The organism is Ruegeria sp. ABF4_144, assembly GCF_056160045.1.
This window is the reverse complement of sequence record NZ_JBSWWK010000001.1, coordinates 2187044-2201591: the sequence shown is the minus strand read 5'-3', so window position 1 is coordinate 2201591 and position 14548 is coordinate 2187044. Positions and strand designations below refer to the sequence as shown.

The 14548-nt window shown below is 59.0% G+C and carries 15 protein-coding genes; 9 read left to right on the top strand and 6 right to left on the bottom strand.

Annotation, left to right across the window (positions count from 1 at the left end; translation table 11 throughout):
- Positions 1 to 3: 3 nt before the first annotated feature.
- Complete coding sequence (locus ACXAGD_RS11060; protein WP_475210563.1) at positions 4 to 468, bottom strand: (2Fe-2S)-binding protein; 465 nt, start codon at positions 466 to 468, stop codon at positions 4 to 6.
- Between the two features lie 99 nt (positions 469 to 567).
- Here ACXAGD_RS11060 and ACXAGD_RS11055 point away from each other — a divergent pair, with 99 nt between their 5' ends.
- The gene (locus ACXAGD_RS11055; RefSeq protein WP_475210561.1) at positions 568 to 1146 is read left to right on the top strand and encodes a TetR/AcrR family transcriptional regulator; all 579 of its coding nucleotides are present in this window, start codon (positions 568 to 570) and stop codon (positions 1144 to 1146) included.
- Here the strand turns inward: ACXAGD_RS11055 and kynU are convergent.
- Positions 1139 to 2332 (bottom strand): kynureninase, encoded by a 1194-nt coding sequence (gene kynU, locus ACXAGD_RS11050; protein WP_475210559.1) that lies wholly within the window; start codon positions 2330 to 2332, stop codon positions 1139 to 1141. The genes ACXAGD_RS11055 and kynU overlap by 8 nt on opposite strands.
- Before the next feature lie 172 nt (positions 2333 to 2504).
- Here kynU and ACXAGD_RS11045 point away from each other — a divergent pair, with 172 nt between their 5' ends.
- The 7 genes from ACXAGD_RS11045 (at position 2505) to ACXAGD_RS11015 (ending at position 10448) form a co-directional block, all read left to right on the top strand.
- Complete coding sequence (locus ACXAGD_RS11045; RefSeq protein WP_475210557.1) at positions 2505 to 2954, top strand: methyltransferase family protein; 450 nt, start codon at positions 2505 to 2507, stop codon at positions 2952 to 2954.
- Positions 2955 to 3083: 129 nt separating this feature from the next.
- Positions 3084 to 4655, top strand: a complete 1572-nt coding sequence (locus ACXAGD_RS11040; protein ID WP_475210555.1) for a Re/Si-specific NAD(P)(+) transhydrogenase subunit alpha — start codon at positions 3084 to 3086, stop codon at positions 4653 to 4655.
- 13 nt (positions 4656 to 4668) lie between these two features.
- On the top strand, positions 4669 to 6120 hold the full coding sequence (locus ACXAGD_RS11035) for an NAD(P)(+) transhydrogenase (Re/Si-specific) subunit beta (RefSeq protein ID WP_475210553.1): 1452 nt from the start codon (positions 4669 to 4671) through the stop codon (positions 6118 to 6120).
- Between the two features lie 153 nt (positions 6121 to 6273).
- The gene (locus ACXAGD_RS11030) at positions 6274 to 6630 is read left to right on the top strand and encodes a VOC family protein (RefSeq protein ID WP_475210552.1); all 357 of its coding nucleotides are present in this window, start codon (positions 6274 to 6276) and stop codon (positions 6628 to 6630) included.
- Between the two features lie 107 nt (positions 6631 to 6737).
- Positions 6738 to 8015, top strand: a complete 1278-nt coding sequence (locus ACXAGD_RS11025) for a DUF3422 family protein (protein WP_475210550.1) — start codon at positions 6738 to 6740, stop codon at positions 8013 to 8015.
- A gap of 69 nt (positions 8016 to 8084) precedes the next feature.
- Entirely contained in the window at positions 8085 to 9227 is a 1143-nt protein-coding gene (locus ACXAGD_RS11020; RefSeq protein WP_475210546.1) for an MFS transporter, read from the top strand.
- A 57-nt stretch (positions 9228 to 9284) separates the two neighbouring features.
- Positions 9285 to 10448, top strand: coding sequence for a M20 aminoacylase family protein (locus ACXAGD_RS11015; RefSeq protein ID WP_475210543.1), 1164 nt, complete (start codon positions 9285 to 9287; stop codon positions 10446 to 10448).
- A gap of 43 nt (positions 10449 to 10491) precedes the next feature.
- Here the strand turns inward: ACXAGD_RS11015 and ACXAGD_RS11010 are convergent, their stop codons facing one another.
- Positions 10492 to 11814 carry a 3-deoxy-D-manno-octulosonic acid transferase gene (locus tag ACXAGD_RS11010; protein ID WP_475210541.1) on the bottom strand — a complete coding sequence of 441 codons (1323 nt, stop codon included), beginning with the start codon at positions 11812 to 11814 and terminating at the stop codon, positions 10492 to 10494.
- A 1-nt stretch (position 11815) separates the two neighbouring features.
- Positions 11816 to 12823 (bottom strand): GTP 3',8-cyclase MoaA, encoded by a 1008-nt coding sequence (gene moaA / locus ACXAGD_RS11005; RefSeq protein ID WP_475210538.1) that lies wholly within the window; start codon positions 12821 to 12823, stop codon positions 11816 to 11818.
- Positions 12824 to 12913: 90 nt separating this feature from the next.
- Here moaA and ACXAGD_RS11000 point away from each other — a divergent pair, with 90 nt between their 5' ends.
- Positions 12914 to 13330, top strand: a complete 417-nt coding sequence (locus ACXAGD_RS11000) for a hypothetical protein (protein ID WP_475210536.1) — start codon at positions 12914 to 12916, stop codon at positions 13328 to 13330.
- Here ACXAGD_RS11000 and ACXAGD_RS10995 read toward each other — a convergent pair.
- A complete protein-coding gene (locus ACXAGD_RS10995) occupies positions 13318 to 14004 on the bottom strand; it encodes a DNA alkylation repair protein (protein WP_475210534.1) in 687 nt (228 codons plus the stop codon). The genes ACXAGD_RS11000 and ACXAGD_RS10995 overlap by 13 nt on opposite strands.
- A gap of 4 nt (positions 14005 to 14008) precedes the next feature.
- On the bottom strand, positions 14009 to 14548 hold the full coding sequence (locus ACXAGD_RS10990; protein WP_475210532.1) for a pyridoxamine 5'-phosphate oxidase family protein: 540 nt from the start codon (positions 14546 to 14548) through the stop codon (positions 14009 to 14011).

Below are 14548 nucleotides of genomic sequence, written 5' to 3'. Positions count from 1 at the left end.
CAGTTACGCCTCCTTCAACTTGCTGGCCGCGTCGTGGATTGCGGCGCGAATGCGGGGGTAGGTGCCACACCGGCACAGGTTGCCTTGCATGGCGTCGTCGATTTCTTCGTCCGAAGGAGCAGGGTTTTCCGCGAGTAATGCAGCAGCTTGCATGATCTGGCCTGACTGGCAGTAGCCGCACTGAGCCACCTGGTGATCGACCCAAGCCTGTTGGAGCGTCGTCATCGCGTCGGGCGATCCCATCCCTTCGATCGTAGTCACATCACCCCAGACGTCCGACAGCGCAACCTGACAGGACCGCACGGCCTCACCATCGATATGCACGGTACAAGCCCCGCAGGCGGCGACACCGCAGCCGAATTTGGTTCCGGTCAGGCCGACCTCATCCCGCAATACCCAAAGCAGGGGGACGTCATCGGGCAGGTCAACCTGATGTTGCTTTCCGTTGATCTTAAGGGCGGTTGCCATGGCGCACCTCTTTTGGCTGTGGCTGGTTTCTGACATAATTGCCTCAAAGTGTCAGTGTGTCAATTGACAAAATGAACAAAAACTGTCACGAGTTCATATATGACGGAAACAGTTGACGATTCACGGCAAAAGGCGATCCTGAATTCTGCGTTTCAGGCCTTTGCGACTTATGGGTTTCGAAAAACCTCGATGGATGACATAGCGCGCGGGGCGGGAATGTCCCGGCCAGCGGTCTATCTGCACTTTAAGAACAAAGAGGCGATCGTCAGCAAGCTGACCGAGGTTTACTATACCGAGAAAAGCACGGCGGTCGCTGAGGTGCTGGCATCTTCAGGATCAGTGCCCGACGTTCTGACCCGCGCGATACAGGCCCAGACCGAGGGGATGACGGTTATCCTGGCCTCGCCCCACGGGCTTGAGATGTTGGACAATACCAAGTCTATGGCCGCCGATGTCATCTCGGAAGGCGAAGCCAAACTGGCGGGACTTTACGCCGATTGGTTGACGCAACAAGCTCAGGCCGGGCGAGTGCGTCTGCTGACCGAAGCGGCCGAGACCGGTCGAACGATCACAGCCACGCTCAAAGGGCTCAAACTGATCGGCGCAGGCGCCGAGGTCTATGAGCAGCAGGTGGCGCAGATCGCCGCGTTAATCGGCGCGGGACTTGAGGTCAGGTAACCCGCTGTCGCACCTTGTATTCCGGGGCGTCCCACAAACGGTTCTGCATGATGTCGGTCAGGATCTCGACCGCGCCTTCCACGTCCTGTTCATCGATGTAAAGCGGCGTGAACCCGAACCGCATGATATCGGGTGCACGGAAATCTCCGATCACACCACGGGCGATCAGGGCCTGCATGGCGGCGTACCCCTCTGCAAACCGGAACGAAACCTGACTGCCACGCAATTTGGGATCGCGCGGGCTGGCCAGTTGCAGTTCGGGGCAGGCGGCCTCGACGCGAGCAATGAACAGCTCGGTCAGTTCGATGGATTTGGCGCGCACATCCGCCATGTCTGCCATGTCCCAGATATCCATCGCTGCCGACAAAGCGGTCATCTGGATGATCGGCGGAGTACCGACCCGCATCCTCTCGATCCCGCTGCCGGGACGGTAGTCCAGATCGAAGGCAAAGGGTGCCTCGTGCCCCAGCCAGCCGGACAGAGCGGGGCGTACGCGGTCCGCCAAACGCGGGGCTATGTAGATGAACGCAGGTGCACCCGGGCCGCCGTTCAGGTACTTATACGTGCAGCCCACGGCAAAATCGGCATTGCAACCGGACAGGTCCACCGGGATTGCGCCTGCGGAATGGGCCAGATCCCAGACGGTCACCGACCCATTGGCGTGGGCCAGTTCGGTCAGCGCTTTCATGTCGTGCATCCGGCCACTGCGGTAATCGACCTCGGTCAGCATCAGAACGGCGACATCTTCGGTGATATGGGCGGCGACATCCTCGGGAGCGACGACCCGCAATTCGTAATCGGGTCCAAGCGAGCGCAACAAGCCATCCACCATGTAAAGGTCCGAGGGGAAGTTGCCGTTGTCCGACAGTACAACCTTGCGGTCCGGGCACAGTTCAAGGGCCGAGGCCACGGCCTGATAGACTTTGATCGACAGGGTGTCGCCGGTGATTACCGTGCCGGGCTTCGCGCCGATCAGGCGGCCAATGCGGTCGCCCAGCCCGGTTGGCAGCGCCATCCACCCGGCCTTGTTCCAACCGGTGATCAGCATCTGACCCCATTCGTCGACCAGCATGTCATTTACCCGGTCGCTGGCCGCGCGCGGCAGCGGCCCCAATGAGTTGCCGTCAAGGTAAATGATGCCCTCGGGCAGATAAAACATGGCTTTGGTCGCGGCAAAATCGGTCATCTTGTGCTCACCCGTTTGTGTCACGGTTAGTTGGTTGTCTTCGGCCTATCCGATCGGCAATTGCCTGTCCATTCATGCGACAACCTGAGCTTTTGCCAATCTGTTCCGAAAGCGATAGGAAAGCTCCCAGAAGCGACATGGCTTTACGCTTCGTCAACTGCGGGGAATGAACATGCGCCGGATCGACATACCGCCTGTCTGGCTTATCGGGTTTGCTGTGATGGCTTGGCTTCAGGCACGCTACTTTTCGTTGGGGCTGTCCCTGGACAGTGGCCTGACTGACCTGCTGAGCGGAATTCTGATCGGTGGTGGTATCCTGTTCGCGGTTCTGGCTGTAGTTGAGTTCCGCCGCCACAAGACAACGGTCATCCCGCATGAAACGCCGTCTTCGTTGGTGCAATCAGGCATTTATACCCGCAGCCGAAACCCGATCTATGTCGGCGATGTTTTGATCCTGGCCGGTCTGGTTCTGCGGTTCGATGCAGTGTTGTCTCTGCTTTTGATTCCTGTATTCGTATGGGTTCTGGAACGCCGCTTCATACTGCCCGAAGAAGACCGCCTGCGCCGTACGTTTCGCGCAGATTTCGCCCGGTATGAACGTAAGACTCGCCGGTGGATTTAAGGTGACCAGCGTCATGACACTACGTAATAAATGCTGCGCTTGCGAAATAATGTTGCGCAGGATACATGTTTGCTTAACAAACATAACCGACCACGCGCTCGGATTGAGTGAAAATCAGGGGGACTGCCAGTGAAGATAGGCACACCAAAAGAAATACTGGACGGTGAAAACCGGGTCGCGATGACCCCGGATTCTGCCGTGCAGTTGCAGAAACTGGGCTATGAATGCGCCATCGAAAAAGGGGCGGGTGCTGCCGCTGGCTTTTCGGATGCGGCCTACGAGGCAGCGGGCGTTGAGATCGTAAAAACCGCCGCGTCGCTGTGGAAAAACTCTGATATCATTGCAAAAGTCCGGATTCCCACCGAGACAGAGCTGAAGCGTTTGACAAAGGGCAAGACCCTGATTTCCTTCTTCAACCCTGCGGGCAACGAAGAAGGCATGGAGTTGGCCAAGTCCAAGGGTGCTAACGTCATCGCGATGGAGATGGTGCCGCGTATCAGCCGCGCTCAGAAGATGGACGCGCTGTCCTCAATGGCCAACATCGCTGGTTATCGCGCGGTGATTGAGGCAGGCAACAACTTCGGTCGCTTCTTCACTGGTCAGGTGACAGCTGCCGGTAAGGTGCCGCCTGCCAAAGTGCTGATCGTGGGGGCCGGTGTGGCTGGTCTGGCGGCGATTGGTACTTCGACCTCGCTGGGTGCGATCACCTACGCCTTCGATGTACGCCCAGAGGTGGCCGAGCAGGTCGAATCCATGGGGGCGGAGTTCGTCTATCTGGACTTTGAAGAAGACCAGCAGGATGGTGCGGCCACCGGCGGTTATGCTTCGGTCCAGTCGGAAGAGTTTCGCAACGCGCAGCTGGCCAAATTCCGCGAGCTTGCTCCGGAGATGGACATCGTCATTACCACTGCCCTGATCCCGAACCGCGAAGCGCCCGAGCTTTGGACCAAGGACATGGTCGAAAGCATGAAGCCGGGCTCGGTCATCGTGGACCTTGCGGCGGAAAAGGGCGGCAACTGCAAGCTGACCGTGCCGGACGAAAAGATTGTCACGGACAATGGTGTGACGATCATCGGCTATACCGACTTCCCCAGCCGGATGGCGGCGCAATCTTCGTCTTTGTATGCGACCAACATCCGTCATATGATGACTGACCTGACGCCCGAAAAGGACGGTCAGATCAATCACGACATGGAAGATGACGTGATCCGTGGCGCGACCGTGACTCATGAAGGTGAGATCACCTTCCCGCCGCCACCTCCCAAGGTTCAGGCGATTGCGGCGCAGAAGAAACCAGAAGTCAAAGAGCTGACCCCGGAAGAGAAGAGGGCGCAAGAGATCGCAGCCTTCAAGGCGCAGACCAAGCAGCAGTTCACCCTGCTGGGTGTTGGCGGGGTGCTGATGCTGCTGGTGGGCCTGATCGCTCCGGCCAGCTTCATGCAGCACTTCATCGTCTTTGTGCTGGCGATCTTTGTGGGCTTCCAGGTGATCTGGAATGTTTCGCATTCGCTGCACACTCCGCTGATGGCGATCACCAACGCGATCTCGTCGATCATTATCGTTGGTGCGTTGATGCAGATCGGGTCGGGGTCATTTCTTGTGATCCTGTTGGCGGCGCTGTCTGTATTCATGGCCGGAATCAACATCTTCGGCGGCTTTCTTGTCACCCGGCGCATGCTCGCCATGTTCCAGAAATCTTAAGGAGGCCGGGTAGATGGAAGGCTTTACCACTGCCGCTTACGTTGTTGCGGCTGTTCTGTTCATTCTCTCGCTCGGCGGTCTGTCGAACCAGGAAAGCGCCAAACGCGCCGTCTGGTACGGTATCGTCGGTATGGCGCTGGCGGTCTTCGCCACGCTGGTTGGCCCGGGTTCCGGGCTGTGGCTGCTGTCGCTGCTGCTGATCGCAGGTGGTGGCTTTATCGGCCAGTATGTGGCGCAGCGCGTCCAGATGACCGAGATGCCGCAGCTGGTGGCCGCGATGCACTCGTTGGTTGGTCTGGCGGCTGTATTTGTGGGCTTCAACGCGCATTTTGAGATCCAGAATGTTGCCGAGGTCTTTGCCATCGCGGATGCCGCGAAAGAGGTCGAACTGTCAGGCTTGGGTGATTTCGCCCAGCTGATCGCCAAGAAAACCCCGGCAGAGCTGGGCATTCTGCACGTCGAACTGTTCCTGGGCATCTTTATCGGTGCGATCACCTTTACCGGATCGGTCGTGGCCTACGGCAAGCTGGCGGGCAAGGTGACCTCGGCGGCGACCAAACTGCCCGGCGGCCATGCGCTGAACGCGGCGGCTGCGGGTCTCTCGCTGATCTGTCTGATCTGGTACACTGCTTCGGGCGGCTTCTTCCCACTGTTCCTTATGACTCTGGCGGCGCTGTTCATCGGCTATCACCTGATCATGGGCATCGGCGGTGCCGATATGCCGGTGGTTGTGTCGATGCTGAACAGCTATTCGGGTTGGGCGGCTGCCGCTATCGGCTTCTCGCTGGGCAACGACCTGCTGATCGTGGTTGGTGCGCTGGTGGGTTCGTCCGGTGCGATCCTGTCCTACATCATGTGTAAGGCGATGAACCGTCACTTTGTCAGCGTGATCCTGGGCGGCTTTGGCGGCCCGCAGGGTGAGCAGATGGCCGTTGAAGGTGAGCAGGTTGCCATCGACGCCGATGGTGTTGCGGCTGCCCTGAACGACGCCGACAGCGTGATCATCATTCCGGGCTACGGTATGGCGGTTGCACAGGCACAACAGTCTGTCAGCGAACTGGTTCGCAAACTGCGTGCCAAGGGCAAAGAGGTTCGCTTTGCAATCCACCCCGTTGCGGGTCGTCTGCCGGGGCACATGAACGTGCTGCTGGCAGAGGCGAAAGTTCCGTATGACATCGTTCTGGAAATGGACGAGATCAACGACGACTTCCCGGATACGGATGTGGCCATCGTCATCGGCTCGAACGACATTGTGAACCCTGCGGCGCAGGAAGATCCGAACAGCCCCATCGCCGGCATGCCGGTTCTGGAATGCTGGAAGGCCAAGCAGGTGTTTGTATCGAAACGTGGTCAGGGCACCGGGTACTCGGGAATCGAAAACCCGCTGTTCTTCAAAGAGAACACCCGCATGTTCTATGGCGACGCCAAACAGTCGCTGGACAAGCTGCTGCCGATGATCGACTGATCAACAGGTTTAGCCAAATTGCAAAGGGCGCCTGCGGGCGCCCTTTTCTTTTTCTCAGGCTGGGAGGCTTCGCCCCCCAACCCCCCAAGATCTTTTTGGCCAGATGAAGCGGGCGGAGTATTGTTGCAATAACGAAACCGGGGGAGGCTGGTGATGCAGAAAGTGAATGGTATAGGCGGCGTGTTCTTTCGCGCGCGCGATCCTGAGGCCCTGAGTGCCTGGTACGAAAAACACCTTGGGGTCAATCACTATGACCCGGTGCCTTGGAGGCAGCGTGAAGGGTATACGGTCTTTGCCCCGTTCGCGCTGGACACCGAGTATTTCGGGCGGACGGAGCAGCAATGGATGATCAATTTCCGAGTGGATGATCTGGCCGCGATGATTGTGCAATTACAGGCCGCCGGGATCGCAGTTGAAACCCGCGAAGAATGGGACAGTGAGGTTGGAAAGTTTGCCCGTATTCACGACCCTGAGGGTAATCCGATTGAGCTGTGGCAGCCAAATCAATGAGATAGCGGGAAGTGTATACTGTTGTATCCATGTAAGTATATGAAATAAAAAGAGAATTGATGTATTTTCGATGTTCCGTATAGTGCCTGGATAAATCGGAGCCCTGTATGACGCCCATCGACGATCACCCACTGCGCTATTCTTTGGCCAATGAGCTGCACGCGCGCCCTTTTCCGGTCGCGGGGACACCGTGCACCGTTGCCTTTCTTGCGATCAAGAAACCAGAATCTGCGGCAGCGCGGGATCGGGATGAGGATCTGGCTCATCTGATTTCCCTGCTGGATCGGCATGGTGCACAGCACCCGCAACCTCAGGCTACCCACTATGCAGGGCAGATCGGCCGTCACTGGCTTAAATGGGAGCAGCATACCGAGTTCGTCACCTACACAGCGATCACGCAAAACGTCAGTGATCGGGCCTTCAACCCGGCTGACTTTGAGGTCTTTCCGCCTGACTGGTTGATGGCCAGCCCCGGCCAGCGGGTCACGTCGGCCATGATCCGGGTGGTCGAACGGCAGGAGGATGGCGCGGTACAGGCGTCACTGGCTGATTGGTTCGAGCCCGAAAGCCTGGCCGTTGCAAGGGTGCTGGACGATGCCGCCATCTGCGCCTGTGATTTCCGCATCGACCCGGCCGGTCACATGCGGTTTGCGTTGTTCGTAACCAAAGGCACCGGGCGGCGCAGGACTGGTCGTGTCATCCAGCGTCTGTGTGAAATCGAAACTTACAAGGCGATGTCGATGCTGGGGTTCGCCCGGGTCAAACAACTGACGCCCCGCATCGGCGCGTTGGACAGTAGGCTTACCGGATTGATGGGGCAGATGACCGACAATTCGGCCCATCCAGATGAGCTATTGCCCGATCTGCTTTCGACTTCGACCGAGCTTGAAACCCTCTCGGCCCAATGCTCGTTCCGGTTTGGGGCGACGGGCGCTTATGAGGCGATCGTGAACCAGCGGATCGAGGTGCTGCGGGAAGAGCGGTTCGAGGGCCGTCAGAGCTTTGCTGATTTCATGATGCGCCGGTATGATCCTGCCATGCGCACCGTAAAGGCCACGGAACGTCGCCTTCAGGCGCTGTCTGACCGGGCCATTCGGGCGGGTGAATTGCTGCGAACGCGTGTGGACGTGGAGCGCAGCGCGCAGAACCAGGCGCTGCTGGAAAGCATGGATCGCCGCGCCGATCTGGCCCTGCGTCTGCAACACACGGTCGAAGGGCTCTCGGTTGTGGCTATAAGCTACTATGCCGTCTCGCTTGTCAGCTATGTGTTATACCCTCTGACCAAAGCAGGGATGAGCAAGGGGATGCTGACAGCTGCAGTGACGATCCCGGTGGTGCTGGCAGTCTGGTTCTTTATCCGTCAGGTTCGCAAGCGGCTGGAATGAACTGCATTTGCCAATCTGGCCACAGACTGTAGAACTGGGGCGATTGACGCCGTCTGCAAAGGAAACCCGGTGATCGGACTTGTGGCCGCGTGGCGGGCCGTGGCTGCCATGTTCATCCTCAACGGTGCGCTGTTCGGCATCTGGGCGTCTCGTATCCCCGCTGTGCGTGACCGACTGGACCTGACGCATGAGGCGTTGGGCTATGGCCTCTTGTTCATGGCGGCAGGGGCAGTGTGTTCGTTTCCGGTGACCGGGCGGCTGACTGATCGGTTTGGCGCAGTGGTTCTGACGCGTGTCATCGCGGTTCTCTACACGCTGTCGCTGATCCTGCTGGCCATGGCCGATGGGTTCTGGACACTGGCGGCATTCCTATTCGTGTTCGGGGCTTTTCACGGATCAATGGACGTGGCGATGAACGCATGGGCTGCTGAGGTCGAGCAGGCCTATCGCAAGCCGGTCATGTCTTCGTTCCACGCGATGTGGAGCCTAGGGGCCGGGCTGGGCGCGCTCAGCGGGTATGGCGCGGTGCAGATGGGGCTGACGGTGATGCAGCACTTTTTGCTGGCCGGCGGAGTTGTTGTTGCTTTGGCGCTGGCTCTGTCCTGGGTGCGCTGGTCGTCCCGCAAGGCTGCGTCGCATGGGGGCGCGGTTTTCGCCTTGCCTTCTGGTGCGCTGATCCTTGTGGGTTTTACCGCCCTATGCGGGGCGCTGGGCGAAGGCGCCGTGGCGGATTGGAGTGCTATTTTCTTACGCGATGTGACCGGAGCAACCGAGAGCATCGCGGCCCTTGGGTACGCCGTTTTTTCGGTGACTATGGTGGCTTTCCGGCTGGCCGGCGGCTTTGTCATTGCGCGCTTTGGCCCTGTTGCCACCGCCCGGTTCGGCGGTGTTTGCGCGGCTTTGGGTGTGTTTGGCGTTGTGTCGGCGGCCGGTCCTGGACTGGCGCTGGCAGGCTTTGCGCTGATGGGGGTCGGTTACGCTGTCATCATGCCGCTGGCCTTCAGCCGGGCGGCCAATGACCCAAACGTGCCACCGGGACAGGCCATTGCCAGCGTTGCGACGCTTGGCTACGGAGGGCTGCTGATCGGCCCGCCGCTTATTGGGTTTCTGGCAGAGATGCTTACATTACGACTGGCGTTCACGGCCTTGCTGCCTTTGGCCGTACTGATTGTCCTGTTGTCCGGCGCGCTGCGGCCTGCGCCTTTGGATTGACGCCTCGAATGCACGCCGGGAAGTACTCCGGCCACAAGAACAAGATGGGAGATGACCATGCCGATCAAGAACCGCTTCGCCGAGTTGCAGGGAGAAATCACCGAATGGCGCCGAGACATTCATGAAAACCCAGAAATTCTGTTCGAAACACACCGCACCAGCGCGATGGTCGCGGACAAACTGAGAGAGTTCGGCTGTGACGAAGTGGTGACCGGCATTGGCCGCACGGGCGTTGTCGGTGTGATTAAGGGCAAGGTTGATACCAGTGGCAAAGTGATCGGGCTGCGGGCCGACATGGACGCGCTGCCGATCCTAGAGGCGACGGGGCTGGACTATGCCTCAAAGACCGAGGGGGCGATGCACGCTTGTGGCCATGACGGGCATACGGCGATGTTGCTAGGGGCGGCGAAGTACCTCTCGGAAACGCGGAATTTCGACGGCACCGTTGTGGTGATCTTTCAGCCGGCTGAAGAGGGCGGCGGCGGCGGTCGTGAGATGTGCGAAGACGGCATGATGGATCGCTGGGGCATTCAGGAAGTTTATGGAATGCACAATTGGCCCGGTCGGCCCGTAGGCAGTTTCGCCATTCGCCCCGGAGCGTTTTTTGCTGCCACCGACCAGTTCGACATCACATTCGAAGGCAAAGGCGGTCACGCAGCCAAGCCGCATGAGACTGTGGATACGACGGTGATGGCCGCACAGGCGGTGCTGGCGTTGCAGACGATTGCGGCGCGCAACGCAGACCCGGTCGATCAGGTTGTGGTCTCGGTGACGTCATTTGAAACGTCGTCCACGGCCTTCAACGTGATCCCGCAGACTGTGCAGTTGAAAGGAACCGTCCGTACGATGAGTTCGGAGATGCGCGATCTTGCCGAGAAACGCATCAAGGAAATCTGCAATGGGGTTGCCGCGACTTTTGGCGGGGCCGTCGAGGTGACCTACTACCGGGGATACCCGGTGATGGTGAACAGTGACGCGCAGACCGATTTCGCCGCTGATGTCGCGCGATCCGTATCGGGCAGTTGCGACGAGGCGCCGCTGATCATGGGAGGCGAGGATTTTGCCTTTATGCTCGAGGAGCGGCCCGGCGCGTATATTCTGGTCGGCAATGGTGACACGGCTGCGGTGCACCATCCCGAGTACAACTTCAACGATGAGGCGATACCGGCCGGTTGTAGCTGGTGGGCTGAGATTGTCGAACAGCGGATGCCTGCGGCTTAACGGGCCGAGCGGGGGCTCTGACCCCCGCACCCCCGGGAAATTTCTAGCCAGATGAAGAAGGACCCCCTTCAGACAAGCTGAGTTGGGTGCAGAGCGTTTCGACGATTGCATCAAGTGCGGATTTTTGGGTGTTCACACAAGATTTTGCAGCGTTGCGAGCCGTATCCAGAGCATTTTGGTCCGATAGCAAGTTTGCTACGGCTGCGGCTAGATCGTTGGCGGATTGGACTTGCAGTGCTCCGCCTGTTTCGATCAGCGGGGCAAAGGTTTCGGCAAAGTTGAAATAACCCGGGCCGGTGATTACGGCTGCTCCGGCCTGAGCGGGTTCGAACGGGTTGTGGCCGCCGATCTCTATTAGGGAACCGCCCAGAAAAACGATGGGGCAGAGGGCGTACCATGTGCCAGTCTCGCCCAGAGTGTCCGCAACGTAGATTTGCGTTTCCTTGGTGATCTTTTCTCCGGCTGAACGGAGCGCCGCGTTTTGTCCAGCTTGCTCAATCAGCGCGGCGACGTCGTTGCGGCGTTCAGGATGGCGGGGGATCAGCAACAAAAGCAAATCGGGCCAGCGTTTCAGCAACTCCGCATGAGCCGCCAGAACCGTTTCCTCTTCGCCCGCATGGGTCGAACTGGCGATCCAGACAGGGCGTTCTCCGATCTGAGCGCTGATGTCTGACAGCGTAGCTTCATCCACCGGCAGAGGATCGGACATTGCCTTGAGGTTTGTGCCGGGCTGAACGCGTTCGGCGCGTGCGCCCATGTCGATCAGGTTTGTGGCCGTCTTGTTGTTCTGGGTTAGGAACAGCCGGAAGTGGTCAAGAATGAAGCGTGCCGTGTCGGGGCGTTTCTTCCAGCCCTCAACGGATTTGTCCGACAGTCGCGCGTTCAGGAGCGCCAGAGGGATGCCACGCGTCGCACTTTTGACAATCAGGCGTGGCCAGATTTCGCTTTCGACAAAGATACCGGCGTCCGGGCGCCAGTGATTCAGAAAGCGCTGGACGGGGCCGGGCATGTCGATCGGAGGGTATTGGTGGCGCGCGCGTGGCGGCATACGCTTTTCGATCAGTGCAGCCGAAGTGGGTGTGCCCGAGGTAATCAGAAACTCGGCATCGGGCAATCGTTCGCCCAGCCGTTTGATAAGGCTGATCACCGATAGTGTTTCACCGACACTCGCCGCGTGGAACCAGATCAGACGCCCGTCGGGGCGGGGCAGGCTGGCATGGCCCAGACGTTCGTGCTGTCGGATTACGGGAACATCGGCGGCCTGTAGCTTTTTTCGCACCGTGCGCCAGACGAGAGGACCAGCAACAGCGGTCAGGCCACAATACAGTTTGTACAGCAGCGTTGGTCGGCCCGGTTGATCCGGCATGTCAGCCGCCTGTGTGGCTCATGTGACGGCTCATCTGGCCGTCAACCGCCTGACGGGAATAGTCGAAATCATGCCCTTTGGGTTTGAGATTGATCGCCGCGCGGATCGCATCCTCAAGCGGTTGCTCGGTGTCAGGATGGTCGCGCAGGGCACCGCGAAGGTCGGCCATATCCTCTTGGCCGAGGCACATAAACAGCTCACCGGTGCAGGTCAGGCGCACGCGGTTGCAGCTTTCGCAGAAGTTATGCGACAGCGGCGTGATGAAGCCGATCTTTTGACCGGTTTCCTCCAGCCGTACATAGCGCGCGGGACCGCCGGTACGTTCTGCCAGATCGGTTACAGAATAGTGGTTTTCGTATTCCTTACGCACATCTTTCAGTGACCAGTATTGGTCTAGACGGTCCTCGTTTCCGATGTCGCCCATGGGCATGACCTCGATCCACGTCAGGTCCATGTCACGCTCGGCGCACCATTTCGTGATGGTGGGCAGTTCTTCTTCGTTGAAGCCCTTCAGAGCCACCGCGTTGATCTTGATCCGTAGCCCGGCCTTTTGCGCCGCGTCGATGCCGTTCAATACCTGTTTCAGGCGACCCCAACGCGTGATCTGCGCGAACTTGTCCTCGTCCAGCGTATCCAGCGAGATGTTCACCCGCCGCACGCCTGCCGCGTAGAGATCATCGGCAAAGCGATGCAGCTGTGACCCGTTGGTGGTTAGGGTCAGCTCTTTCAACGCGCCGCTCTCCAGATGGCGGGTCATGCTGTTGAAAAAGGTCATGATATTGCGGCGCACAAGGGGCTCACCGCCAGTGATCCGCAGCTTTTCAACGCCCATCTTCACAAAGGTGGAGCACATACGGTCCAGCTCTTCCAGCGTCAGCAGGTCTTTCTTCGGCAGGAACTTCATGTCCTCGGACATGCAGTATACGCAACGGAAATCGCAGCGGTCCGTAACGGAGACGCGGAGATAAGTAATCGCACGAGCGAATGGGTCGATAAGCGGAGCAGTCATGGGACATAGGTAAAGCTGGGGCATGTCTGCGACAAGGGTGAAATTGTCTTTGCGCTGGTACAGATGCGCACAGGGCGGTAGGTTGCTGGTATGAGATTCATGCTTTTGACTTTGGCTTTCCTTGTCGCGGGTTGTGAAACCGTTCGGTCGACGACGGACCGTGTCTTGGGGTCGGACGACACCACCACTGAGGTGGAAGAGGTTGCAACAGAGGAAACGGTCGAGCCGGAGCTGGTTGCGACCGCGCCTGCCAGCTGGGTCGGGCCAAAGACCACCATTGCCGGTTTGGGGGATCCAACAACGCCGGGCCGTTGGCTGCAGACGCCGCTGGTCGATACCGAGATCACCGGCCGTGTTGTTGTGCCAAAAACGGGGTCGCAGGCTTATATCACCTTGGTTCCGGCACCGGGGCCGGAGAGTGGCGGCAGCCGATTGTCTCTGGACGCGATGCGGGCCTTACTGCTGCCTTTCGACGAACTGGTCGAGCTCGAGATTTATTCCAACTGATCTCTCAAGTTTTTCCCGGCTTCACGGCGGGCAAAGGGCTTCATTGCGTCGCCATGTGCGCTCAGGAACGCGATCACGCGGTCCGCGTCGTGTTTGGATAGCTCGCGTAGCCACCATGCGATGGCTTTCTGGATGAACCAATCCCGGTCAGGCACATAGCCAGCGGCCCAGCCGAGGATACGGTCGCGTCGGGCCAGATCATCGGGTTTGGGGTGGTTTTGTTTAGTCCAAGGCAGCGTCGCCACCAGTGCGGCGCGCCGGGTCCACATATGGCCGGACGTCGTCCAAAGTTCGACCTGATCCAGCCGGGATGGATCGGCTGACAGACGTTTCTGCATCGCCATGCAGGCGTGATCAGCCACAGCCCAGGCATCGAAATCCGGCAGCCAGCCTTGCAAGAGATCCCAAACAGCTTCATCCGGCCGAATGCGGGCCTGTGTCAGCAGCTTGGCGGCGGCCAGACGGCCTTCGTGGATGTTGGTCTGCCAGAGCGCATCTGCCAGTTCTAAACGCGCGGCAACATCCAACTGCTGACGCCACGCTTTGGTGAGGTCATTCAGTACCGGGTTTCCGACGCCCAGGTAAGGACGATCGACCTTGTGATAGGCCGCCATTTGCTCGGCGCGTTCGGCATCCGCATGAACTTTGATCTGATCCAGATAGGTGTCCAGCATCGAATTAGGTGATACGCGTCGGTTTGCCGTCGATGGTCTGCTGGTTCTTTTCCACCCAGTAGGCGCGGATATCATCGTCCGACTTGCCGTCCACCCATTTCTGCATGGTTTCCCGGTCGGATTGGTACTCCATGAACGGCACGGCATAGCCGCAGGAAGTCTGAACCAGGTCGATCTGCAAATCGTAAATCTGCCGCGCGCTGCGGTGGTCGGGGAACAGATCAGCCAGTTCCTCCCAGCCAGCGTCGCCCACATGCAAAGTGTGGGCCGTTCCATAGGTGCGCAGGATAAGCGGACGCGTGGTGAAAGAACACCACATCAGCGTCATGCGATTGGTTTCCAGCAAATGCCCCGCGGTTTCATTGCCACTGCCGGTCAGATTCATCCAAACAACCCGGTTCGGCCCCAGAACGCGCAGCGAATCCATTCCCTTGGGTGAGATATTCACCCGTCCGTCAGGCGCTGCCGTACCGACGAAAAAGATGTGCTGATCTTGGATGAACTTCTGCTGGGCGTCGTCCAGTTCCGGGAATTGCTTGGCCAT

What these genes read in the sequence shown, in the direction of transcription:
- ACXAGD_RS11060 (WP_475210563.1), bottom strand. Translation starts at nt 468, where the DNA reads ATGGCAACCGCCCTTAAGATCAACGGAAAGCAACATCAGGTTGACCTG.
- ACXAGD_RS11055 (WP_475210561.1), top strand. Translation starts at nt 568, where the DNA reads ATGACGGAAACAGTTGACGATTCACGGCAAAAGGCGATCCTGAATTCT.
- kynU (WP_475210559.1), bottom strand. Translation starts at nt 2,332, where the DNA reads ATGACCGATTTTGCCGCGACCAAAGCCATGTTTTATCTGCCCGAGGGC.
- ACXAGD_RS11045 (WP_475210557.1), top strand. Translation starts at nt 2,505, where the DNA reads ATGCGCCGGATCGACATACCGCCTGTCTGGCTTATCGGGTTTGCTGTG.
- ACXAGD_RS11035 (WP_475210553.1), top strand. Translation starts at nt 4,669, where the DNA reads ATGGAAGGCTTTACCACTGCCGCTTACGTTGTTGCGGCTGTTCTGTTC.
- ACXAGD_RS11030 (WP_475210552.1), top strand. Translation starts at nt 6,274, where the DNA reads ATGCAGAAAGTGAATGGTATAGGCGGCGTGTTCTTTCGCGCGCGCGAT.
- ACXAGD_RS11025 (WP_475210550.1), top strand. Translation starts at nt 6,738, where the DNA reads ATGACGCCCATCGACGATCACCCACTGCGCTATTCTTTGGCCAATGAG.
- ACXAGD_RS11015 (WP_475210543.1), top strand. Translation starts at nt 9,285, where the DNA reads ATGCCGATCAAGAACCGCTTCGCCGAGTTGCAGGGAGAAATCACCGAA.
- ACXAGD_RS11010 (WP_475210541.1), bottom strand. Translation starts at nt 11,814, where the DNA reads ATGCCGGATCAACCGGGCCGACCAACGCTGCTGTACAAACTGTATTGT.
- moaA (WP_475210538.1), bottom strand. Translation starts at nt 12,823, where the DNA reads ATGACTGCTCCGCTTATCGACCCATTCGCTCGTGCGATTACTTATCTC.
- ACXAGD_RS11000 (WP_475210536.1), top strand. Translation starts at nt 12,914, where the DNA reads ATGAGATTCATGCTTTTGACTTTGGCTTTCCTTGTCGCGGGTTGTGAA.
- ACXAGD_RS10995 (WP_475210534.1), bottom strand. Translation starts at nt 14,004, where the DNA reads ATGCTGGACACCTATCTGGATCAGATCAAAGTTCATGCGGATGCCGAA.
- ACXAGD_RS10990 (WP_475210532.1), bottom strand. Translation starts at nt 14,548, where the DNA reads ATGGCCAAGCAATTCCCGGAACTGGACGACGCCCAGCAGAAGTTCATC.